Raw genomic sequence first — 22,980 nt, 5'->3', positions numbered from 1 at the left:
AGTGTTCAATATTAAATCGGCAATACGGATGAAACAATGAAACAACTCGAAACGGCGGCTATTTCTGCCAGCACGCTCTACATCGTTCCGACACCCATCGGTAACCTCGGCGATATCACACAGCGGGCATTAGCCGTGTTGCAAAGCGTTGACCTGATTGCCGCCGAAGATACTCGCCATACCGGTTTGCTGCTGCAACATTTTGCGATTAATGCGCGGATGTTCGCATTGCACGATCATAACGAGCAACAAAAAGCAGAAACCCTGCTGGCAAAGCTGCAAGAAGGGCAAAGCATCGCGCTCGTATCTGATGCAGGAACGCCATTAATTAACGATCCTGGTTACCATCTGGTGCGTGCGTGTCGCGAAGCTGGTATTCGCGTGGTGCCGCTGCCAGGGCCATGTGCCGCGATTGCTGCATTAAGTGCAGCTGGTTTGCCTTCTGACCGCTTCTGCTACGAAGGTTTTCTTCCTGCAAAATCCAAAGGCCGTCGCGATGCACTCAAAGCCATTGAGCAAGAACCACGTACGCTCATCTTCTATGAGTCTACGCATCGCCTGCTCGATAGTTTAGACGATATATGCGCTGTGCTCGGTGAATCACGCTATGTGGTGCTGGCGCGCGAGCTGACGAAAACCTGGGAATCGATTCACGGCGCACCGATTGGTGAGCTGGCTGCCTGGGTTAAAGAAGATGAAAACCGCCGCAAAGGTGAGATGGTGTTGATTGTCGAAGGCTTCAAAGCCCCTGTCGATGACGCACTGCCAGCCGATGCGCTGCGCACTCTGGCTCTGCTGCAAACCGAACTGCCTCTGAAAAAGGCTGCAGCACTGGCGGCTGAAATTCACGGTGTGAAGAAAAATGCACTGTATAAATATGCTTTAGAAAACAGCGAGAAATAGCGTTTCCCGAGCATGCTCGAACTCTTTCATTACAGGTATCAGTATTGTTAGTGTGGTTTAAATAAGCGATGGTAGTTTGCTCATACTTTAGTCTGTTCAGGATGAGCAAATTATGCCGGTGTTGATTCGTGGGGATTCAAACATGATAGTGATGCCTCTTTCTTATAGTGCCTCAGCGATTGCGCGTTCGTTTGAAGTGATTGAAGAAATAACCATCGCTGAAAAGCGTTACCTTATTATCTTCGATAAAAAAACACCTCGCGCTTCTATTGTGAAAGCTGAATTAGAAGATGTGAGTGGCGAGCCCCGGCATGTTGCCGTTGCTATGTTGGAATTGAACAACCAAAAAGCTATTGGTGATAATGTCATTTCAGTAGAGCGCTTTTGGGAAGATTCAAGCGTACTTCAAGTGGAAGGCGTTTGTGTTGATCGGCGCTATCAGGAACTTGGCTTCGCTACGCAATTATATGAAGCTTTGGTTCTCAAATGCGGTGTCATTTTAATGAGTGATAATACACAGTATGAAGGCGGGAAAGCTTTGTGGCAGAAGATTGCGAAAAGTTCGAATGCTCTGTTCGTATTCATTCTCGACTCCGATGCAGGCCTCTTTTTCCCTTATGACGGGACGAAAGCTATTTATGATGGGATCAGCATCCCTGAAGAAAAAATCTGGAGTGTTCATCCAGATGTTGAGCATTTTGGTATCGTGCTGATTGCTGAAGATAAGCGCAAAATCGAGACCCTAACATTCTCAAATTAATAAACCCGCTTTCGCGGGTTTTTTGTTTTATGCACAATAACAAACCCTACTTCGCGGCAACCGGTGTGGCTTCAATGACCAGTGTTTCCAGCGGTTTCAGCGTCACAATAACAGGCTTGGTGTAATCACTTGGAAGTGTGGCATTCGCACCATAGACCGGTTTGAGCGTGAAACTTGTCGCTTCGCCATCCGGGATTTCAAAGCTCTTCGTCAAATCCAGATAATAGCTTTGCTCTTTGTCTGACGGGTTGCGTAAGCCGAGGATAGCTTTCTCTTTGCTCCACGATGCCCAACCATAAGTTTCAAGTGCCGTTGGGTCGCCACCAATCCAGTGGGTATCGACCAGTACTGCGCTATTTTCCCGCGACCATTTAGCCGCATTAGCGAGCGTGTCCCATTTGGCGCTGTTCAACATTGATGGCGTTATATACAGCTCTTGTAACTGGGTTCCGGTAGCAAAGTAACTCCAGACCTGATCGGCGAAATCACTGTCGGTTTGCACTTTTTCCAGGCCGAAATAGGCATTCTCCGCGCTGACAATCCCGTGATACATCAGTGAGTTTATCGGGAATAATGGACCTTTACGCACAATGGAACGGTAGGTTTCAGCATCGCGGTAGGTCATCCATTGTTGAACCGGTGAGCCTTTGCCGTACAGGTTAATATCATCGCCCTGGCGCCAGATTGAATCGGCGTAGAACAGCCAGGATGGGCTGGCATCGGTGCCGGTGGTCAGGTTAATAAACAGGTCTTTATTCGCCGCTCGCATATTTTTGATGAGTTCAATCGACGCATCAAAATCAGAGGCAAACTGGCTGCCTTTAATCCAGTTATTGGCGTTGCCCATGCCATCAAGTTTGAACGAGGTAATATGTTCATTTTTGATTAACTTAATAATCTGCTCGTTAAAGTTACGGAAATAATTCGGTCCAGAGAGCGCAAATTTCCCGTCGACGGTTTCAAAGCCATTTTCTTTGGCGTGAGAAACGCGAATGTCGCGCGGTTTGTTATAGCCACCCCACGGTGATAACCAAAGACCTACGGAAGTATGCAGGCTATCGGCCTTATCTTTTACGACACCAAAACCATTGCTGAACGCCGGGCCAAATAGCCATTTGCCGGTACGATCGTCCCAGCCGTCATCCAGCAGGAAGCCATCGAGTTTTACGCCACGCTTTTTAATCAACTCGTCAGCGTAGGCATCCATCCTGTTAAGCACATCTTTTTCGGTATAGGTGGTGAAGAAACCAATATCCATCCAGCTGTTGTAATGCAGATAGGGCTTATAGGGGCGCGGGCGCATGGCATTGATAAATTCATTGAAGCTTCGACGTAGTTGGTTTGTCGCCTCAAAGGTTCCGAAATAGGTAGTAAAGGTAACGGGGGCATCGGTTTTAATCGGCGTTTTCAGGCCGACATTCAGGTTGGTTGTCGTTTCATACGCGTAGGTATTAACGATAGGTTTTTCCGGCAGTATAAAGAAGCTGTCAGCAATAATCGGTGAGCTATTAATCGCGCCATCAACATAAGGTGCTTGTGATTGCCCTTTTGTCGGGAAGAAGGTTATTTTCGTGACATCTTGCGCTTTGCCTTTCGCTTTGATCGTGTAGTCGATACTGGCGTATTTTCCTTTAAGGACATTCAACGCCACGCTGACGGCGAAATCTTTATGGTCATATTCGATATGAATAGAGTCATCTTTCTGGCTGACGCTTTTAATTTTAAAATCCGCCGCGTGAATAACATCTTCATTCGGTAGTGTTAGAAAGAACAACTCTTTGGGGGCGAGTTTACTCTGGGAAAGTTTGTCTTTAATTAAAACCGCAGAATTGGTGTCGTCAAATGAGATGGAGATATTGTTGTTATTGAGCAGATATTCGGAAGCAAATGCGCCATTGCTGACCAGTAAAAGTAATAACGAGCTTTTAATCATTCTATTCATCTGAGTTTCCTGTCAGGGTGTTTTCAAACGTAGGGTATTACCCGCATTTGCAGGCAATGCCCTGAAGGGAAAGGATTTAAAGCGTTGTTTCAGTTTCAGGAATTAATTTATTTGCAGAGCCGCAAACGGTGACTTTACTGCGCACCACTTCTTTCATCGCGTCCATTCCGACGCGCATGTAGTAACGCGGGTCGTTGCCTTCCGGATTCTCGGCAAACCATTTTTTCACGGCGTCGGCAAAGGCGATTTTTAATTCGGTCGCGACATTCACTTTGCACACGCCCAGTTCGATGGCGCGTCTGACGTATTCATCCGGCACATCGCTTGCGCCATGCAGAACCAGCGGAATATCCACGACTTCACGAATTTCAGCCAGGCGCTGGAAATCAATTTTTGGGCGTTTGGTATAAAGCCCGTGTGCCGTGCCGATGGCAACCGCGAGGCTATCGATACCGGTGAGTTCGACGAAACGGCGTGCTTCTTGTGGGTCGGTCAGGAAGGCGCTTTCTTCGTCGACATCCATATCGTCTTCCACACCGCCGAGGCGGCCTAATTCTGCCTCCACGCTGCAATCATGGCGGTGGCAAAAATCGACTACTGATTTCACCAGACGCACATTCTCGGCAAGCGGGAAGTGGCTGCCATCTATCATGGCGCTACGCACCCCGGCGTTCACTTTACGGCTGATATCTGCCAGTGATTCATGGTGGTCAAGATGCAGTGCCAGCGGCATGTCATAGCTTTCTGAATAGGCTTCACACAATGCGAAGATCTCTTCAAAAGCAATGTGTTTAAAAGTGCCCGGAGTGCCCGCAAGAATCACTGGCGACTGCATCTCTTTGCAGACTTCCAGAATCGCCTGGATAGTTTCTGCGTTGTGAATATTAAACGCAGGGACGGCGTAGCAACGGGCTTGCGCATCTTGCAGAAGATATTTGGTGGAGATAATGCTCATGTTGTAATCCTCTCAGCCTTTCCACGGATGAATAACGACACCTTTCACAACACGGTTTACCGTGCCGCTTGCGGAAGGGGTATCAGGGGTAATGCCCGCTTTGACGGATTCTGTCAGCGCGAAAATCTGCGCATACATCAGGAAACAGAAAGCCTGTTCAACGTCGATGAAATCGCGGGAAGGTGGCAGCCAGATATGTGGCCCCGACTCGACTTCCGGGCAAGGTGACGAGCAGATAGCAACGACGCGCAGGGCCTGTTGGTCGCGGCGCAACTCAGCCAGTAAATCAAGGTCGTACTGGCGGGTATACGGGTGGCTTGAAATCATGACCACAACTAACGTTTCGTTGTTAACCAGTGATTTAGGGCCGTGACGGAACCCGGTTGGGGAGTCATAAAATGCCGCCAATTTCCCTGCAGTGAGTTCCAGAACTTTCAGTGCAGATTCACGCGCAACACCTTGCAAGCCGCCGCTGCCGAGGTAGACGACACGTTTGAAAGGCAAATCACCGAACACGCTTTCGCTTAAGTCACCTTGTGAAGCAATGATTTCTTCGCAGCGCTTAGCCACATCCTGGAAAGTGCTGCTGTTGATAACATCCGGTGCAAACACGGCTAGGCAGCTTGCCATCATGGTGGTGATACTGCTGGTCATGGCGAAGCCACGATCGTGCGTTTCCGGTGGCATCAGCAGCGCATGTGAGTTACCGCTGGTCGCGGCGTTCTGGTACAGGCTGCCGGCTTCATTGCAGGTAATGATCAGGTGATAGCAATCCTTCACCACCTGGTTGACTAAATCGACCGCCGCCACACTTTCCGGGCTGTTGCCGGAGCGGGCAAAAGAAACCAGTAGCGTCGGTTCCTGCTCGGATAAGTAATCAAGCGGGTTGGTGACAAGGTCGGTGGTCGGTACTGCAACAAAGTTTTTCCCGGTGTGGCGCGATAGCCACGGCGTAATAATATCGCCAATAAATGCGGAGGTTCCTGCACCCGTCAGGATAATTTTTAGCGAGGTGTTTTGCAGCAAAGGATCAAGGAATGCGTTGATGCTGCTACGTTGATTACCGATATTTTTTAACGATCGGATCCAGCTTTCCGGCTGTTGGCGGATCTCTTTTTCAGTCCAGGTTAATGTGCCGGAAAGACAGGCTGATTGGGTTTCGCTCATTACTCAGTCCTTAGCAGTGCAAGATCATCGGAAGTAGCACAAAGCAGTACAGGACAATCTTTCGTTTTGTTTCATTTACTCAACTTCATGCTTAAATAAAATCTATAGAAAAGAAAACGAAAGGTCAATGTAAGAAAAACAATAAAACGAAAAATGTGATCCGGAAAACGATCCATTTTGGTTATTTTATTGATTTAAATGATTATTTTTAAATAATGGATAGTTGGGATGATTTTAAACGAAAGGAAAAGAAAGGTCTGTCGCGGGGCAGGCGACAGACAAAAGTGAGAAGCAACGAAAGTACTACAGGGGGAGAACTTGGCCATTAATCCAGATATTTTGAAGACCTAACTGGGAATTAAGCGCAATCATATTGGCGCGTTTTCCCACCACCAGCGAACCTAGATCGTTATCTAAACCGAGCATTTTTGCGGGGTGCAGCGACGCCATATGAATGGCATCTTCGGCAGAAACGCCCACGTCATTCACCAGGTTTCGCACCGCGGCATCAAGCGAAACCGTACTTCCCGCAAGCCCTCCGCTTTCAGTGCGTACGATCCCCTCACGCATTGTCACCGGGTATCCGCAAATCGAGTAGTCGCCATCAGGCATACCTGCTGCACTCATGGCATCGGTTATTAGCAAAACGCGAGGTTTCGCGCAGCTACAACAAATATTCATGACCGCAGGGTGAACGTGATGCCCGTCGGCAATCAGTTCCAGCCAGGCCCGTTTATCGCTTAACCCGGCTCCGACCATACCAGGGTTACGGTGATGCAAGCCTGTCATGCCGTTAAAGCAGTGCACCAGCCCGTCGGCCCCGGCATCAAATGCCTCAAGGGTTTCTTCATAGCTGGCGGCACTATGACCAAGCATGACGCGTACATCACGGCTTTTAAGGTGCTTAATTGCTTCAAGTGCTTCCGGTTTTTCAGGGGCCAGTGCGACCACTCGTAAGGTGTTTTGCGACACGGTGATTAGCCTGTCCAACTCGGCAATATTCAGTTCGCGGAATAATTCAGGCGGATGAGCGCCTTTGTTCTGCGGCGTAAAATACGGCCCTTCGAGATAGCTTCCCAGCACTGTGGCGCCGGGTCCTCCGTGAAGACAGCGCTTCGCGATTCGCTGTAATGCCCGTTCAATGTTGGCGAGCGGAGCTGTGACTGTTGTGGGCAACCAACTACCCACACCTTCGCAAGCTTTATGCTTCGCCAGCCTGTCGAGGACACCGGGGTCGTCATCCATAACATCAACCCCGTCACCTCCGTGGACATGAATATCAATGTACGCCGGGCACAACAGTTCAGCATCACGCGCCATCGTTCCCGCAGGAATGGGTTCGATGGCGGCAATCGTTTCGTTATCAATACGTAACTGGTGATCGTCCAGCCAGCCTTGTTCGGTGAGAACGCGCCTGGCTCTCAGTAGCCTGGTCATATTCCTTCCTCGACCGCCTCTGCTTCGCGATAACGCCCCATTTCATCGACCAGGCTGGTTAACCCGCGATGGCCGCATTCCAGCGCCTGAAGGCGGAACTCTTTACTGCTCAGACCGTCGCGTTCCAGTACCATTTCCAGAAGTAGTTGCAGGTTGATACCCGTAATCACTTCGCGGCCCGGCTGTTCTAATGCCATGGTGGAAGCGACGCGGAACGGGGTGCCACCGAGTAAATCAGTTAAAAACACCAGCCCTTCACTGTCATCTAATGCGCCAATAGCCTGTTCAAATTGCGAAGTGAGCAGCGCCGTTGAAGAGGTTTCTGGAAAGTCGATGGCGATAAACTGCTCTTGCTCACCAAGAATCTGTTTCATCGCTTTTTCCAGCCCGGAGGCAAAACCACCGTGGCCACTTAAAATAATACTTAACATATTGTTTTATCTCGCTTACAGGATGCCACTTACAGGAAGTGGGCAAACTTCCCAACAACACCCAGAACGACGGTGATACCGATAAGGCGCAACGGGCTCCAGCCACGGCGCACTAACGCGTACATGCACAAGGTATAAACCAGTGGTAAAAAGGCCGGCATCAGCTTGTCGATAACGTCCGTTTGCAGTTTCACCACCGCATCACCCGCTGTGATTTCCAACGTAGTGGACAGGCGAACGTAAGTTGCAACCAGCGCGCCAATCACCGTCATCCCAACAATAGACGCGGCATGACCGACTTTGCGAGTGTTGGCTTTGATTAGCGGGATGGCGGCCACACCCATGCGGTAAGCGTAATGCGCAAGACCGAAACGCAGGCCGAGATGCACGACGTTAAACAGCACGATGAAGATAACCGCGCCGAGTATTGAACCTTGTAAGGCAAGGCTCGCCCCGATACCGCCGCAGATAGGTAACAAGGTCAGCCAGAACATCGCATCGCCAATCCCTCCCAGCGGTGCACCCACGGCAATTTTCGTGCTCTGAATGCTGTTCACATCCTGCTTTGAGCGTTCCATCGCCAAAATAATGCCGATAACAAAGGTCACAAGGAAAGGGTGAGTATTGAAGAACCCCATGTGGCCTTTCATGGCACGCGCCAGGTCGCTTTTATTGGTATGGATTTTTTTGAGTGCGGGTAGCAGGCCATATAGCCAACCGGACCCCTGCATACGTTCATAGTTAAATGATGCTTGTAATAGCATGGAGCGCCATGCCACACGATTGATGTCTTTTCTGGTTAACTCTACACCGATGCTCTGGTCTTCATAGATGTTGTCGTTGCCGTTAGTCAGGGAGGTTTCCGTAACGTCTGTATCTGGCAAAGTCTGGATATTAGATGCCATCTTCAAATTCCTCTTTCTGAACGCTGGAAGGTTGCTGTGGAGCCGGGTCTTTGCGTAAGAAATCAATCAGCGCCATTGCTAATGCGGCAGCGGCAATCGCCAACACCGGCAGTTTTAGCCAGGCAGCAGCCACAAAACCGAGAATGAAATAGGGGATATAAATGTTTTTCATCATGATTTTCAGCAGCACGGCAAAGCCGATGGCTGGCATGATGCCGCCTGCCACACCCAGACCGTCAATTAAGCGGGTGGGTAAAACATCGATCGCGGTTTTGGCATGTTCCGCACCAAAATAGATGGGCAAAAACGCGCACAAGAAATAGAACGTACCGAGGGCCAGAAGGGCCAGATAATTAACGCGTTCAATGCCATCCGTATCAGCTTGCGCCGCCATTTGGTCGCAGCGAGCCATCACACCTGACATGATGGAGAACAGGAAGGTAATCCCCATTTGTACCGCAACGGCGAATGGCACGGCGACGCCGACCGCAACTTCAGGTTTCACGCCAGTGGTAATAGCAAAAGTGGTGCCGACGATGGTGCCGATAATCACGTTTGGTGGCTGTGCGCCTGCAAGTGGCGCAAGCCCCATCCAAACCAGTTCCAGCGTACCGCCACATAAAATACCGGTATGAAGATCACCAAGAATCAAACCAACCAGCGGCCCTAATACAACAGGACGGTGCATGTGCGTCAGGCCGTTGAACATATCCAGACCGGCAATAAAGGCCAGAATCCCCAACGCTAATGCCTGTAATAAGCTAATTTCCATAGAAAATACCTCAGAGGAGTTTGTAGAGATCCTGAGCGGATTCCGTCGGCACACCCTGAACAAAACATTCTACTCCAGCCTTTTGTAAGCCATTAAAAGCAGCAATATCTTGCTCATCCACAGAGACGGTTTTCGCGATTTGTTGTTTGCCTTCTGCGTAGTGCATGTTGCCGACGTTAATCCGCGTAACAGGCACATCGCCTTTCACTAAGGTCAGGAAATCATCCGGATTTTTGCAAACCAGCAGGATTTTCTGGTGGTCTGCTGCACGGTGAATATTGTCGATAACTTTTTGCAGTGACCAGAAACGTACGGCTATCCCTTCAGCCAGAACCATCTCCATCAAGTTTTGCTGCACTGTGTCTTCTGCGACTTCATCGTTGGCAACAAGGACGAGGTTTGCACCAGCAAAACCGACCCATTGAACACCAACCTGGCCGTGAATGAGTCGTTCATCAATGCGGCTTAATACAATGTTTGGCATATTATTTTCCTCTTATTATCATTGTGTTATTTGGATTGTTGTGTGCCAAGACAGGCGCAATGGTACTGGCGCAACACGTCCTGGATATGGTCGATAATCAGTTCATGCGGCGTTGCCGCGATTTTTCCTTCACGGACCTTAGCGTATTGAAGTGGCAGATACTGACTGATCAGTGGCAAAGGAATGGATTCACCAGCCAGGTTGGTAAGAAGTCTTGAATACGCCTCGTCAATGTCATGATCTGGCCAGTAGTAGCGAACGCGGTCGGAGAAGCTGTATCCACGTGCCAGACGGCGATCGCTGTCATTGCCGTGATAATGGTGTTTCCAGTATTCAGGTTGCTCAAGCATCACGCTTTCAAGAACATCGCGAAGCCCGGAGCATTTATGTGCCGGGCGTAATTCGCGCTCGATAGCGGCTAATGAAAACAGTGCTTCACGCAGTGCAAAGGTCAGTGCCGGGCCGACTTTCAAAATCGCAAAATGGTTCTGCACTAGTTGCTGCAATGCTTGTGGCGTCTGGTAATCGGTGGAGTGTGCTTCAAACACCATGGTGTCGAAGGCTTCAATCATCTGGCTTAAGAACAGTGATTTCTCAGGTTGGTAATCAATGACCTGCGTGTGATCGAATTCGACACCTGGCTGGACAACCAGCCCGATAATGCGTGGCCACAAGTCGCTCAAACCTTGTAATTCAAACGCATGGCGATGGGCTTCGAGTGTGGCTTTGGCAGCCGATGGCGTAGTGACGGCAAGTTCCGCCAGCGTTTCGTGTGCGCCACCAGGAACCGGAACTTCAGTGCCGATAACGTACACCAAATCAGAAGCACCAAATTTTTCTATACAAGTTTGTTCTGCGATCTTTGCAAGCCGGGCGGCACGCATGGCAACAATGGTATCGGTCAACGGAACCGGATCATCTGCGCAAGACATGCTGCAGTCGAGATGGATCTTTTTGAAACCTGCCGCGACATAGCAACGGATGAGCTCGTCCGCGTTACGCATGGCTTCTTCTGCGGGCAGAGCCTGCCAACGATTTGGACCCAGGTGATCACCCCCCAGAATGAGTTGCTCGCGTGGGAAGTGATATTTATCTGCCATTTGTTCGACAAAACCACGGAAGTGTTCCGGTGTCATTCCGGTATAGCCGCCGTGTTGATCGACCTGATTAGACGTTGCTTCTATTAATAAGAGCGATTTTTCGTCCCGGCTATGGCGCATCGCCGCTTCGAGAACTAACGGGTGAGCTGAACAAACGGCAAAAATGCCACATCGTGAATCCTGTTTATGGTTAGCCACAAACGCGGTTAAATGTTTCACTTTCCTCTCCGTATGGGTTGTCTATCTACTTGTCTTTCGATTTGTTTCATTTGATAGTGATGCATCGTGCGATAAAAACAAAACGAAAGATAATAGAATTGAGATCTGTTTCTCAAAAGAAACATAATGAAAGTCTATTTGACACAATAGCAGTGAATGCAGCACGCGATGTAAAGGCTTGCTTTCCGCGAAAAGAAAGGTGTTAATAGACGAAGTGAAATGAAACGAAAGGTTTTATGAAAGGATCATTTATGAATAATACCGACGCAGCAACGGACAAGCGTGTAACAGGTACAAGTGAAAGGCGTGAGCAGATCATTCAGCGTCTTCGCCAACAAGGGAGCGTGCAGGTTAATGATCTATCATCATTTTTTGGTGTCTCGACGGTGACGATCCGTAACGATCTGGCTTTTCTGGAAAAGCAGGGCGTTGCGGTGCGAGCTTATGGCGGGGCGCTAGTTTGCGATTCGGGAACTGCTGCGGTTGAACCGACCGTTGAGGATAAAAGTTCGCTGAATACTTCGCTCAAGCGCAGCATTGCGCGTGCAGCGGCGGATCTCATCAAACCAGGTCATCGTGTCATTCTTGACTCAGGCACCACAACTTATGAGATTGCGCGTCATATGCGCCACCATAAGGAAGTGATTGCGATGACCAACGGCATGAACGTGGCGAATGCACTGCTTGAAGCTGAAGGTGTGGAATTGCTGATGACCGGCGGGCACCTGCGCCGCCAGTCGTTGTCATTCTATGGCGATCAGGCCGATCAATCTTTGCAAAACTATCACTTCGACATGCTGTTCCTTGGCGTGGATGCCATTGATCTTGAGCGTGGTGTTAGTACCCATAACGAAGATGAAGCACGTCTTAACCGCCGGATGTGTGAAGTGGCCGAGCGTATTATTGTGGTCACTGATTCCAGTAAATTTAACCGCTCCAGCTTGCATAAGATCATTGATACCCAACGCATTCATATGGTTATTACGGATGCTGGTATTCCTGAAGAGAGCCTGAACGGGTTGCGTAAAGGTGGCATTGAAGTGGTTTTGGTTGGGGAATAATCTGTTATTGAAGGCCAACGCGAAATTGAACGTTGGCCTTATCTGGCTACACCTTAGCTAACTTATACCCCCGTAAGCGGCTCACACTCAGCATAATCGCTAACACCGTTGCGATAACTGCCATCCACAAACTGAAATGTACCGCGCTGTTCTGCGCATAAATCGACATCATCACACCGACAAACGCGGCGCCCAGGCACTGCCCGAAGGTGCGCATGATTGCCAGCACGCCGGAGGCGTATCCGCTGTTTTCACGCGATGCATTGGACAGCATTTCTTTGTTATTTGGACTTTGAAAACAGCCAAAACCTATCCCGCAAATCAAACTGCGCAAACAGATATTCCATACTTGCGCGTGTTCCGGAAGCATAGCCAGCAATGTGAGGCCAATGGCGAAGATACACAGCCCTGCTGTTGAGATTATTGCGGCTGAATATCGGTCTGCAAGGCGTCCGGCATGAGGTGCCGCCAGAATTATACCGATGGGCCACGGGGTGAACAGCAGAGCTGAAACCAACGCGCTGTACCCGTAAACGCTCTGGAACAGGAACGGCAGGGCAATGAACGTGATGCCCTGGCTGACAAAGGAGGCCAGCGAAGTGAGTGCTGCCAGCGAAAACCGTGAAGAAGCAAAGATATTGAGCGGAAGCAAAGGCTTAGTCACGCGCTGCTGAACCCAGATAAATGCAAGGCCGCTGAGAATCGCGATGCTCGCGAAAATCACAGCAGTGGTCAGGTCACCGTTGCCGGGATGGGTAAATGCATCTGCGGCCATAATCAATGCGCCTAACGCAACTGCCGAAAGTAAGGCTCCGGCATAATCGAATGGTTCGCGTTTTAACGCCGGGTTATTGGGAATAACACGCAGCGTGAGTAATAAAGCGATTATGCCCAGCGGAATATTAATCGCAAACAGCCATTGCCAGCTCAACGTGGAAAGAATCGTGCCCCCGAGAATCGGCGCGATGGCAGTGCTAGTGCCAATCAGCAGCGCGTTCAGGCCAAGTATTCGCCCCAACAGGCGATTGGGGAAAACTGAGCGCAGTATCGCCGGGCCAATGCTTAATGTTGCCGCACCACCAATACCCTGCAAAACCCGCATGATAACTAACATATCCAGTGAGGATGAGAGCGCACATCCCACAGAGGCCAGCGTGAAAAGGCCAAGACCGAAGGCGAAAATCGAGCGAAATCCGATGCGGCTGGACAGGGCGGCAAATATTGCCAGCGTCATCGCCGCAGATAATAAATATCCGTTGGATACCCAAACGGTGGCACCCAATGAAGCATCGAGCGAGCGGGCGATTTGCGGCAAGGCAATGTTGATCATCGAGCCGTCAAACACGGCCATGGTCGTCATGGTCATGACGGCTGCCATCGCTAAGCCACGCTCACGGCCAGGCAAACCTTCATCGCCTGGCTGGTCGGAAAATAGTGCCATTTTTTAATTCTCTCGCTTGGGTATGCCAGAAATATAGCTGTACTAGAGATAAGGCGGAAGGCGCAGCATTTGCATTAATAACCTGCACTAAACGCCTTCTCTCATTTTAACGCGCGCGCTAGTATTGAGTTTATGACTGAACCCGATCTGAACTTACTTATTGCTCTTGATGTGCTTCTGGCCGAAGGAAGTGTGGCAGGGGCTGCGCGTCGCCTGGGGTTAAGCGCCTCGGCAATGAGCCGAACATTAGGCCGCCTGCGCGATACCACTGGCGACCCGCTACTGGTGCGGGCAGGGCGTAATATGGTGCTGACTCCTTACGCTGAAGAGATTCGTGAGCGTACGCAAAATGCCGTCTTTGAAGCCCGAGCGATACTTCGCCCTTCATCAGATGCTTTTAATCTTGCAACACTTGAGCGCAGTTTTACCCTGCGTACTAACGCCGGGTTTATCGAGATATTTGGTGCTGCGTTGATTGCTGCGGTAGCCGCTGTCGCGCCTTTAGTCCAACTGCGCTTTATGCCCAAACCAGAGAAAACAGCAAAGTATCTGCGTGAAGGTTTAATTGATCTTGAGATCGGTGTACTTGGGGAGATGGGCCCAGAAATACGATTAACGGCGCTTTATCGGGATAAGTTTGTCGGCGTAGTCAGGAAAGGCCACCCGCTTGAGCAAGAGGAAGATATTACCGCCGCGAAGTATGCCGAATTGGGGCATGTGGTGGTTTCCCGTCATGAACGAGGAACTGGCCCGGTTGATGTGCTGCTGGCAGAGCTGAATTTACAACGCAAAATTGCGGCAATGGTGCCGGGGTTTCCCGCGGCGATTGCGGTGGCTCAGGCATCGGATTTGGTGGCGTTGGTGCCAGCTACATTCCTGCTGAACCAGCCGGGGTTGAATGGCAATTCAGGTGAAGCGAGGCTTTATGTTTTTGAGCTGCCGGTGAAAACCAATGAGATTACGGTGTCTTTAATGTGGCATCCGCGCTCGGAAGCAGACCCGGCGCATCGCTGGCTACGGCAGTTAGTGTTGAAGGTTTGCCGCGAGAAAGTGCCGGGGTGAGGCAATCATTGCCGTAATAAGAATACCCAAAATAATTCGAGTTGCAGAAAGGCGGCCAAGCCGTAAGACCCCGGGAGCATAGTAAACTATGTGACCGGGGCGCACGGGTGCAGCCAACGCATCTGCAGCTTGAAGTATGATGGGTATCAGGTCACTGGCGCTGGGTTGAAAACGGCGAGCGCGTTATGCAATCCCCACTGATCCGAGAAGGTTTTCTTACGGCCACTCGCCACATCAAGAATAAATTTGAACAGTTCCCAGCCGACATCCTCAATTGTCGCTTCGCCGGTGGCGATAGTGCCGGCGTTGATATCCATTAAGTCATACCAGCGGTTTGCCAGTGCGGTACGCGTAGCCATTTTAATCACCGGAACTGCCAGCAAACCGTATGGCGTACCGCGTCCGGTGGTGAACACTTGCACCGTAATGCCTGAAGCCACTTGTTGTGTGCCGCAGACGAAGTCACTGGCAGGCGTTGCCGCGAAAATCAGGCCGCGTTTGGTTGGGCGCTGCCCTGGGGAAAGCACCTCAACAATCGCGCTTTTGCCTGATTTAGCAATTGAACCAAGCGCTTTTTCCACCACGTTTGCCAGGCCACCTTTTTTGTTGCCCGGGGACGGGTTGGCGCTACGGTCGGTTTTACCCATATCAAGATAGTTGTCGTACCATTCCATTTCTTCGAGCAGGCGCTTACCCACTTCTTCGTTGATGGCGCGTGGGGTTAACAGGTAAATAGCATCACGCACTTCGGTCACTTCAGAGAACATCACCGTTGCACCACAGCGGACCAGCAGATCAGAGGCATAACCGACCGCCGGGTTAGCCGTGACGCCTGAGAACGCATCGCTGCCGCCACATTGCATACCAACAACCAGGTCAGATGCCGGGCAAGTTTCGCGTTGGCGCTGATTCAGTTTGACCAGATGGCGCTCAGCGACGTTAAGAATGTCATCGACCATCGATTTAAAACCGACGTGGTGTTCATCTTGCAGACGCACGATGCTGGCATCGCCAACATTAATCGACTGCACGTCATCAGTACCTTCCAGCAAACGCTCTGGCTGCAATTTCTCACAACCCAGGCCCACCACCATAATCTCGCCGCCAAAGTTTGGGTTCAGGGAGATATTATGGATGGTGCGAATAGGGATGACCGCGGCAGGGGCATTGATCGCCACGCCACAACCGTAGAGGTGATTCAGGCCCACGACACCGTCGACATTCGGGTAGCGCGGCAACAAATCACGTTCAATAATTTTGATGACGTAATCCACGACACCTGCAACGCAATGCACGCTGGTGGTGATGCCTAGTAGGTTTTTGGTGCCGACGCTGCCGTCCGCATTGCGATAACCTTCAAAGGTATAACCTTCCAGCGGCGGCAGTGGCTCAGGTACTTTTGTGGCTAATGGCAAAGTGTGGAGCGGCGGCGCTTTTGGCAATTCCACTAATGATTCGTCAATCCAGCTGCCGCGTGGAATATCACGCACCGCATAGCCAATCACTTCACCATAACGAACAATTTCGCCATGTGCCGGAATATCAACCAGTGCAGCTTTATGCCCTTGAGGGATATGTTCGATAAGTTCTAATCCATCCGGAAAACGGGTTCCAGCTTTCAGCCCATTATCATTAACAATAATAGCGACATTATCTGTCTCATGAACTTTTATATAAAAAGAACCAGGGGGTTGTTGTTTAATTTCAATATTCGACATTGCCGCTATTCTCCAGGATTTTTTCTAATCGTGACTTCTCACAAGCTAAATAAAGAATGTCAGGCCGTGAGAAATAAAAATGTGAGCGAGATCACTTTATATTACGAGGCATTGCCCACCAGGCAGGGTTATCTATGAAATTGTGCAATACACCCCACAAACATGTGCATAAGTTTAATTATTTGGCTTTTAAAGTGTTATCTATTGGGCGTATGCCTAATGTCCATTTGTTCTGTGCTGGCTATACTGTGTTGCGAATGACAAACACCAGATTAATTTCAGAGAGCAGTATTATCCCGAAAATATATCCGTGAAATACTGCTTTATATAAATAAAAATCCTTGAATTAAGTACCCGCAACAGAGGATGTAGAAAATGATTTTGGATACAGCAGTTGAGTCGAAAAAAGGTAAGAACACACGATACTTAATATTATTAATTATCTTTATTGTAACGACGATTAACTACGCCGATCGCGCCACTCTTTCTATTGCGGGTACTGAAGTTGCTAAAGAATTACAACTCAGCGCTATTTCAATGGGCTATATTTTCTCGGCATTTGGTTGGGCATACCTGCTAATGCAAATCCCTGGCGGCTGGTTACTTGACCGCTACGGCTCGAAAAAAGTTTATACCTACAGTCTGTTCTTCTGGTCTCTGTTTACATTCATGCAAGGCTTTGTTGATATGGTACCGCTGGCGTATGCGGGTATCTCCATGTTTATCATGCGTTTTATGCTCGGCTTCTCAGAAGCGCCGTCATTCCCGGCAAACGCCCGTATTGTTGCGGCCTGGTTCCCGACAAAAGAACGCGGCACCGCTTCAGCCATTTTTAACTCTGCACAATATTTCTCTCTCGCGCTGTTCTCACCGTTACTCGGCTGGCTGACCTTTGCGTGGGGTTGGGAGCATGTGTTTACCGTGATGGGCGGTATCGGTTTTGTGCTGACTTTCCTGTGGGTGAAGTTTATCCATAACCCGACTGACCACCCGCGTATGTCTAAAGAGGAACTGGATTACATCACCAAAGGCGGCGCAGTGGTTGATATGGACCACAAAAAACCAGGTGCGGTGGTTCAGGGGCCAAAACTGCATTACATCAAGCAGTTGCTGACTAACCGTATGATGCTGGGTGTGTTCTTCGGTCAGTACTTTATTAACACCATCACCTGGTTCTTCCTGACATGGTTCCCGATTTACCTGGTGCAAGATAAAGGTATGTCGATTCTGAAAGTAGGCATGGTCGCTTCCATCCCGGCGCTATGTGGTTTCGCTGGTGGTGTGTTGGGCGGCGTATTCTCCGATTCGTTAATCAAACGCGGTTACTCGCTGACCGTTGCTCGTAAGATACCGATTGTTCTCGGAATGCTGCTGGCTTCAACCATCATTCTGTGTAACTACACCGAGAGCACTGCTCTGGTGATCACCCTGATGGCATTCGCCTTCTTCGGCAAAGGTTTCGGCGCACTGGGCTGGCCGGTTATCGCAGATACCGCACCAAAAGAGATGGTTGGCCTGTGCGGTGCGGTGTTCAACGTGTTTGGTAACGTGGCTTCTATCGTGACTCCACTGGTGATTGGTTACCTGGTTTCTGAACTTCACTCCTTCAATGCGGCGCTGATCTTCGTTGGCTGCTCGGCGCTGATGGCAATGGTTTGTTATCTGTTCGTGGTTGGCGATATTAAACGTATGGAATTGCAGAAGTAATTCTCTCAACAGATAACTGAATAAATAAGGGCAACAGATGAATACCAACGTTTTCCCAAATAAATTCAAAGCAGCACTGGCAGCACATCAGACTCAAATTGGTTGCTGGTCTGCGCTCGCCAATCCTATCAGCACCGAAGTGCTGGGTCTGGCAGGTTTCGACTGGATTGTGCTGGATGGCGAACATGCGCCAAATGACATCACGACGTTTATCCCGCAGTTGATGGCACTTAAAGGCAGCGAAAGTGCTGCGGTGGTTCGCGCTCCAACCAACGACCCGGTGATCATCAAGCGCCTGCTGGATATCGGCTTCTATAACTTCCTGATCCCGTTTGTGGAAACACAGGAAGAGGCGGTTCTGGCGGTCTCTTCAACCCGCTATCCACCTGAAGGGATTCGTGGCGTGTCCGTTTCACACCGCGCCAATATGTTTGGCACCGTGCCGGATTACTTCGCGCAGTCCAACAAGAACATCACGATTCTGGTGCAGATCGAAAGCCAGCAGGGTGTTGATAACGTTGATGCCATCGCTACAACCGAAGGCGTAGACGGGATCTTCGTTGGCCCAAGTGACCTTGCTGCGGCATTAGGCCATCTGGGTAATGCTTCACACCCGGACGTGCAGCATTGCATCAAACACATCTTTGCCCGTGCTAAAGCGCACGGTAAACCAGCCGGCATCCTGGCACCGGCTGAAGCCGATGCGCGCCGTTATATGGAATGGGGCGCGACCTTTGTGGCTGTGGGCAGTGATTTAGGCTGCTTCCGCTCGGCAACCCAGAAATTGGCTGATTCTTTTAAAAAATAACCACCATCTGAAAAGAGAGACTGAATTATGACACTGAAAGTTGGGTTTATTGGCCTGGGCATCATGGGCAAACCAATGAGTAAAAACCTCATCAAAGCCGGTTATTCGCTGGTGGTTGCCGACCGTAATGCAGAGGTGATTGCTGAAGTTATCGCGGCGGGTGCAGAAACTGCAGCGACGCCAAAAGAAATTGCTGAGCAGTGTGATGTGATCATCACCATGCTGCCGAACTCCCCGCACGTTAAAGAAGTCGCTCTGGGCGAAAACGGCATTATCGAAGGTGCAAAACCGGGTACCGTCGTTATCGACATGAGTTCTATCGCACCGCTGGCGAGCCGCGAAATTAGCGAAGCGCTAAAAGCGAAAGGCATCGATATGCTGGATGCGCCAGTGAGTGGTGGCGAGCCAAAAGCTATCGAAGGCACGCTGTCCGTTATGGTTGGCGGCGATAAAGCGATTTTCGACAAGTATTACGATCTGCTGAAATCCATGGCCGGTTCCGTGGTGCACACCGGTGATATCGGCGCAGGCAACGTCACCAAACTGGCAAACCAGGTGATTGTGGCGCTGAACATCGCGGCAATGTCTGAAGCGCTGGTGCTGGCAACGAAAGCGGGTGTGAATCCCGAATTAGTCTTCCAGGCGATTCGCGGCGGCCTTGCGGGCAGCACCGTTCTGGAAGCGAAAGCGCCGATGGTTCTGGATCGCAACTTCAAGCCTGGTTTCCGTATCGATCTGCACATTAAAGATCTGGCGAACGCGCTGGATACGTCACACGGTGTTGGCGCGCAATTGCCGCTAACTGCTGCGGTGATGGAGATGATGCAAGCGCTGCGCGCAGATGGCCACGGTAATGACGACCACAGTGCAATCGCGTGCTACTACGAAAAACTGGCGAAAGTAGAAGTCAGCAAATAAAAGAGATGGGCATCCCCGGATGCCCGATTTTCTCGGCACTTTTTTGGCATGGACACATTATGAAAATCGTAATCGCACCCGACTCTTATAAAGAAAGCCTCTCAGCGGTTGATGTGGCGCAGGCCATTGAAAAAGGATTTCGCGAAATATTTCCTGATGCGGAATATATATCGGTCCCGGTTGCAGATGGCGGGGAAGGTACGGTCGATGCCATGATCAGTGCCACGCAGGGCAAGAAAATCACCACGACAGTGACCGGGCCGCTGGGCGAGCCAGTGACGGCGTACTGGGGAATGTCCGGTGACGGGCAAACCGCGTTTATCGAAATGGCTGAAGCCAGTGGGCTTGCATTGGTGCCAGTCGTGAACCGCAATCCTCTGATTACGACTTCGCACGGTACTGGTGAACTGATCTTACGGGCACTGGATAACGGTGCGCGCAATATTATTATCGGTATTGGTGGCAGCGCAACTAACGACGGCGGCGCGGGCATGGTGCAGGCGCTGGGCGCGAAATTGTGTGACGCTGTCGGTAAAGAAATTAGTCACGGTGGTGGCAGTTTAATGAGCCTGAACAGCATTGATATTTCAGGCCTCGATAGCCGTTTGGCTGACTGTGTGATTAACGTTGCCTGTGATGTGACGAATCCATTAATTGGTGACAACGGCGCATCACGTGTTTTCGGGCCACAAAAAGGGGCCGATGAAGCGATGATTCTTGAGCTGGATGCCAATCTTGCTCATTTTGCGGATGTGATTAAAAAAGACTTACGCATCGATGTTAAAAATGCCCCCGGAGCGGGTGCGGCAGGTGGCATGGGTGCCGCATTAATGGCGTTTCTCGGCGCGGAATTGCGTAGTGGAGTCGAGATAGTGACTGAAGCTCTGCGCCTTGAAGAACATATTCACGATTGTTCGCTGGTGGTGACGGGCGAAGGGCGTATGGATAGTCAGAGTATCCGCGGCAAAGTCCCGGTAGGCGTGGCTGCGGTCGCCAAAAAGTACCACAAACCGGTGATTGGGATTGCCGGTTCGCTGACCAGTGATGTCGCTATTGTTCATCAGTACGGAATTGATGCCGTGTTTAGCGTGCTCAATAGCATCGGTACTTTGGAAGAAGCGCTGAAAAATGCGTTCGATAATATTTACCGTGCTTCGCGTGATATTGCAGCAACCGTTGAGATTGGGATGAACATCACTCGTTAAGCATGCGTGACATGGGGGGGCAAACCCTCTATAATCCGCGCCGAAGCTGACCAGACAGTCGCCGCTTCGTCGTCGTCCTTCTTCGGAAGGAGACGGGCGGAGGGGAGGAAAGTCCGGGCTCCATAGGGCAGGGTGCCAGGTAACGCCTGGGGGGTAACCCACGACCAGTGCAACAGAGAGCAAACCGCCGATGGCCCGCGCAAGCGGGATCAGGTAAGGGTGAAAGGGTGCGGTAAGAGCGCACCGCGCGGCTGGTAACAGTCCGTGGCACGGTAAACTCCACCCGGAGCAAGGCCAAATAGGGGTTCACAAGGTACGGCCCGTACTGAACCCGGGTAGGCTGCTTGAGCCAGTGAGCGATTGCTGGCCTAGATGAATGACTGTCCACGACAGAACCCGGCTTATCGGTCAGCTTCAACCATTCAACAAAAACCCCGCTTCGGCGGGTTTTTTGTTTATACCCGTCATACTTCGCGCCGCTTCTTTGTTGGCTACGCTCACTCGCCCAAATCGCTTACTGGAGTAAGCTCATCGGCACTTGTTCTCTTGCCGCCGCGATGCAACTCGAATTATTTAGAGTATATATAGAACAATTGCCATAATACGACTCCCGCCATCACCGGATTCCACGCCGCCATGATCAAGTCTCTGTATATCGACAACTACCGCTCGGTGCGTAAACTCTCCATCGATTTGGGAAGGCTGAACGTGGTTTTCGGCCCGAATGGCTGCGGGAAATCCAATATCTATAAAGCAATCCATTTGATCCACGGCGCGGCGATGGGGCAGTTGTCACACTGGCTGTCTGATGAAGGTGGGATCCAAAAGGTTATGTGGGCAGGCTCCCGCGCCAAAGGGTATGCCAGCGCGCCTCGCCGGATGACCCTTGCGGTCGATACCGACGATTTCGAGTACGAATTGCAGGTCGGCTTCCCGGACAAATTACCGTACCCAACTATGTTCGATCTCGATCCTATCGTAAAAGAAGAGCAAATCTGGCTGAGTGGTTTCCGCCGCCGACCTTCTTCGTCAATTATGCATCGTCGCAACCAGGCCGTTTTTCTCAACGATGTTAACGGTGAGAAAGTCACGCACGCCGCCACGCTCTACGAAAACGAATCGTTGTTCGGCCAGCTTGGCGAGCCACATCTTTACCCTGAAGTTTCCAGCGCCCGCGAAACGCTACGTAACTGGCGTTTCTACCATGAGTTCGATATCACGAAAGGAGCCGGGTTGCGCTTGCCACAGGTGGGATATCGCTCGCCCGTGCTGTCTGGCGATGGTTTGAATTTGGCCGCTGCCTTCCAGACCATCGTTGAGATTGGTGATAGCGAGTTACTGTTTGAGGTGCTGGGTGAAGCCTTCCCTGAATGCACATTTTTCTGTGATAACAGTAACGGACGTTTCCAGATGATGATGCACCGGCAGGGCATTAACCGCCCGCTGGAGTCGGCTGAGTTTTCTGATGGGACATTACGATTTTTGTGCCTGACTGTGGCGCTACTTAGCCCGCGTCCACCACGCTTTATTGCATTGAATGAACCGGAAAATAGCCTGCATCCACAGATGTTACCCGCGTTGGCTCGCCTGATTGCAGAAGCGAGTCGTTACACACAAATCTGGCTCACCAGCCATTCGCCTGAACTGGCGACACTTATCGAAAAGCACACGCCGTTTACGCTCTATCAACTGGGGATTGAGAACGGGGAAACTTGTGTAAACCGTCTCTCGTGATTGTTTACTGTAAGCAAATGTCTTAATGGCAGGGAAAAAATCTTAACCTTAACCTTATTGAAACAATAATCAGAGGTTCCTGCTAAAGCGATGCCAGAGTGTGAAGTGCATCAAAATACATGTTCTCTGATGTTACAGGCTATTAACCTCGCTTGTTGCGTCAGCTCACACTGCCTTGCTGCTTCCGAATTTAGCTTTAGATAAATATTCATTAAAAACTGTTTAAAAACAATATATTAAGCAATTATCTC

20 protein-coding genes and 1 other RNA gene are annotated in these 22,980 nt (G+C 50.4%); 10 read left to right on the top strand and 11 right to left on the bottom strand.

Features of this window, described 5'->3' with window-relative positions:
* Positions 1-36: 36 nt before the first annotated feature.
* Both rsmI and AC0IXI_RS20820 read left to right on the top strand, forming a co-directional pair.
* Positions 37-903, top strand: coding sequence for a 16S rRNA (cytidine(1402)-2'-O)-methyltransferase (gene rsmI, locus AC0IXI_RS20825; protein WP_064515879.1), 867 nt, complete (start codon positions 37-39; stop codon positions 901-903).
* Positions 904-1,015: 112 nt separating this feature from the next.
* On the top strand, positions 1,016-1,663 hold the full coding sequence (locus AC0IXI_RS20820; protein ID WP_471683043.1) for a hypothetical protein: 648 nt from the start codon (positions 1,016-1,018) through the stop codon (positions 1,661-1,663).
* Positions 1,664-1,709: 46 nt separating this feature from the next.
* Here the strand turns inward: AC0IXI_RS20820 and AC0IXI_RS20815 are convergent, their stop codons facing one another.
* The 9 genes from AC0IXI_RS20815 to kbaZ form a co-directional block, all read right to left on the bottom strand.
* Entirely contained in the window at positions 1,710-3,605 is a 1,896-nt protein-coding gene (locus AC0IXI_RS20815) for an enterotoxin (protein WP_471683042.1), read from the bottom strand.
* 76 nt (positions 3,606-3,681) lie between these two features.
* The gene (kbaY, locus tag AC0IXI_RS20810) at positions 3,682-4,560 is read right to left on the bottom strand and encodes a tagatose-bisphosphate aldolase subunit KbaY (protein ID WP_064515885.1); all 879 of its coding nucleotides are present in this window, start codon (positions 4,558-4,560) and stop codon (positions 3,682-3,684) included.
* A 12-nt stretch (positions 4,561-4,572) separates the two neighbouring features.
* Complete coding sequence (locus AC0IXI_RS20805; RefSeq protein WP_134186330.1) at positions 4,573-5,727, bottom strand: SIS domain-containing protein; 1,155 nt, start codon at positions 5,725-5,727, stop codon at positions 4,573-4,575.
* A 303-nt stretch (positions 5,728-6,030) separates the two neighbouring features.
* Positions 6,031-7,164: an N-acetylglucosamine-6-phosphate deacetylase gene (nagA, locus tag AC0IXI_RS20800; protein WP_471683041.1), complete on the bottom strand. Its 1,134-nt coding sequence runs from the start codon at positions 7,162-7,164 to the stop codon at positions 6,031-6,033.
* Positions 7,161-7,595 carry a PTS galactosamine/N-acetylgalactosamine transporter subunit IIA gene (gene agaF, locus AC0IXI_RS20795; protein WP_064561909.1) on the bottom strand — a complete coding sequence of 145 codons (435 nt, stop codon included), beginning with the start codon at positions 7,593-7,595 and terminating at the stop codon, positions 7,161-7,163. The genes nagA and agaF overlap by 4 nt, the downstream gene beginning before the upstream one ends.
* A 29-nt stretch (positions 7,596-7,624) precedes the next feature.
* A complete protein-coding gene (gene agaE / locus AC0IXI_RS20790; RefSeq protein ID WP_064515894.1) occupies positions 7,625-8,500 on the bottom strand; it encodes a PTS N-acetylgalactosamine transporter subunit IID in 876 nt (291 codons plus the stop codon).
* Complete coding sequence (agaW, locus tag AC0IXI_RS20785; protein WP_064515895.1) at positions 8,490-9,272, bottom strand: PTS N-acetylgalactosamine transporter subunit IIC; 783 nt, start codon at positions 9,270-9,272, stop codon at positions 8,490-8,492. Before agaW ends, agaE begins: the two co-directional genes overlap by 11 nt.
* Before the next feature lie 10 nt (positions 9,273-9,282).
* Positions 9,283-9,756, bottom strand: coding sequence for a PTS N-acetylgalactosamine transporter subunit IIB (gene agaV / locus AC0IXI_RS20780; protein ID WP_134186334.1), 474 nt, complete (start codon positions 9,754-9,756; stop codon positions 9,283-9,285).
* A gap of 26 nt (positions 9,757-9,782) precedes the next feature.
* Positions 9,783-11,075 (bottom strand): tagatose-bisphosphate aldolase subunit KbaZ, encoded by a 1,293-nt coding sequence (gene kbaZ, locus AC0IXI_RS20775; protein ID WP_471683040.1) that lies wholly within the window; start codon positions 11,073-11,075, stop codon positions 9,783-9,785.
* A 251-nt stretch (positions 11,076-11,326) separates the two neighbouring features.
* Between kbaZ and AC0IXI_RS20770 the strand changes: the two genes are divergently transcribed.
* Positions 11,327-12,136 (top strand): DeoR family transcriptional regulator, encoded by an 810-nt coding sequence (locus AC0IXI_RS20770; RefSeq protein WP_064515900.1) that lies wholly within the window; start codon positions 11,327-11,329, stop codon positions 12,134-12,136.
* Between the two features lie 46 nt (positions 12,137-12,182).
* Here the strand turns inward: AC0IXI_RS20770 and AC0IXI_RS20765 are convergent, their stop codons facing one another.
* On the bottom strand, positions 12,183-13,577 hold the full coding sequence (locus tag AC0IXI_RS20765) for an MFS transporter (RefSeq protein ID WP_471683039.1): 1,395 nt from the start codon (positions 13,575-13,577) through the stop codon (positions 12,183-12,185).
* Positions 13,578-13,709: 132 nt separating this feature from the next.
* Between AC0IXI_RS20765 and AC0IXI_RS20760 the strand changes: the two genes are divergently transcribed.
* Positions 13,710-14,639 carry a LysR family transcriptional regulator gene (locus tag AC0IXI_RS20760; protein WP_271130180.1) on the top strand — a complete coding sequence of 310 codons (930 nt, stop codon included), beginning with the start codon at positions 13,710-13,712 and terminating at the stop codon, positions 14,637-14,639.
* Between the two features lie 146 nt (positions 14,640-14,785).
* Here the strand turns inward: AC0IXI_RS20760 and garD are convergent, their stop codons facing one another.
* Complete coding sequence (garD, locus tag AC0IXI_RS20755; RefSeq protein WP_471683038.1) at positions 14,786-16,357, bottom strand: galactarate dehydratase; 1,572 nt, start codon at positions 16,355-16,357, stop codon at positions 14,786-14,788.
* A gap of 375 nt (positions 16,358-16,732) precedes the next feature.
* On the opposite strand from garD, the gene AC0IXI_RS20750 reads away from it, so the two are divergent.
* From AC0IXI_RS20750 to AC0IXI_RS20725, 6 genes are all read left to right on the top strand, one after another.
* A complete protein-coding gene (locus AC0IXI_RS20750; protein ID WP_064561917.1) occupies positions 16,733-18,064 on the top strand; it encodes an MFS transporter in 1,332 nt (443 codons plus the stop codon).
* Between the two features lie 37 nt (positions 18,065-18,101).
* Positions 18,102-18,872 carry a 2-dehydro-3-deoxyglucarate aldolase gene (gene garL, locus AC0IXI_RS20745; protein ID WP_471683037.1) on the top strand — a complete coding sequence of 257 codons (771 nt, stop codon included), beginning with the start codon at positions 18,102-18,104 and terminating at the stop codon, positions 18,870-18,872.
* 27 nt (positions 18,873-18,899) lie between these two features.
* Complete coding sequence (gene garR / locus AC0IXI_RS20740) at positions 18,900-19,790, top strand: 2-hydroxy-3-oxopropionate reductase (RefSeq protein ID WP_064515913.1); 891 nt, start codon at positions 18,900-18,902, stop codon at positions 19,788-19,790.
* 59 nt (positions 19,791-19,849) lie between these two features.
* Positions 19,850-20,995 carry a glycerate 2-kinase gene (garK, locus tag AC0IXI_RS20735; protein ID WP_064515914.1) on the top strand — a complete coding sequence of 382 codons (1,146 nt, stop codon included), beginning with the start codon at positions 19,850-19,852 and terminating at the stop codon, positions 20,993-20,995.
* A 42-nt stretch (positions 20,996-21,037) separates the two neighbouring features.
* An RNA gene (gene rnpB, locus AC0IXI_RS20730) (RNase P RNA component class A) lies at positions 21,038-21,415 on the top strand.
* Between the two features lie 216 nt (positions 21,416-21,631).
* Positions 21,632-22,729 (top strand): AAA family ATPase, encoded by a 1,098-nt coding sequence (locus tag AC0IXI_RS20725; protein WP_471683036.1) that lies wholly within the window; start codon positions 21,632-21,634, stop codon positions 22,727-22,729.
* Positions 22,730-22,980: the final 251 nt, after the last annotated feature.

The sequence above is a fragment of the Buttiauxella sp. AC038 genome (genome assembly GCF_979253565.1).
Note: the sequence above shows the minus strand (reverse complement) of the source record. Positions and strands in the feature narration are given on the sequence as shown.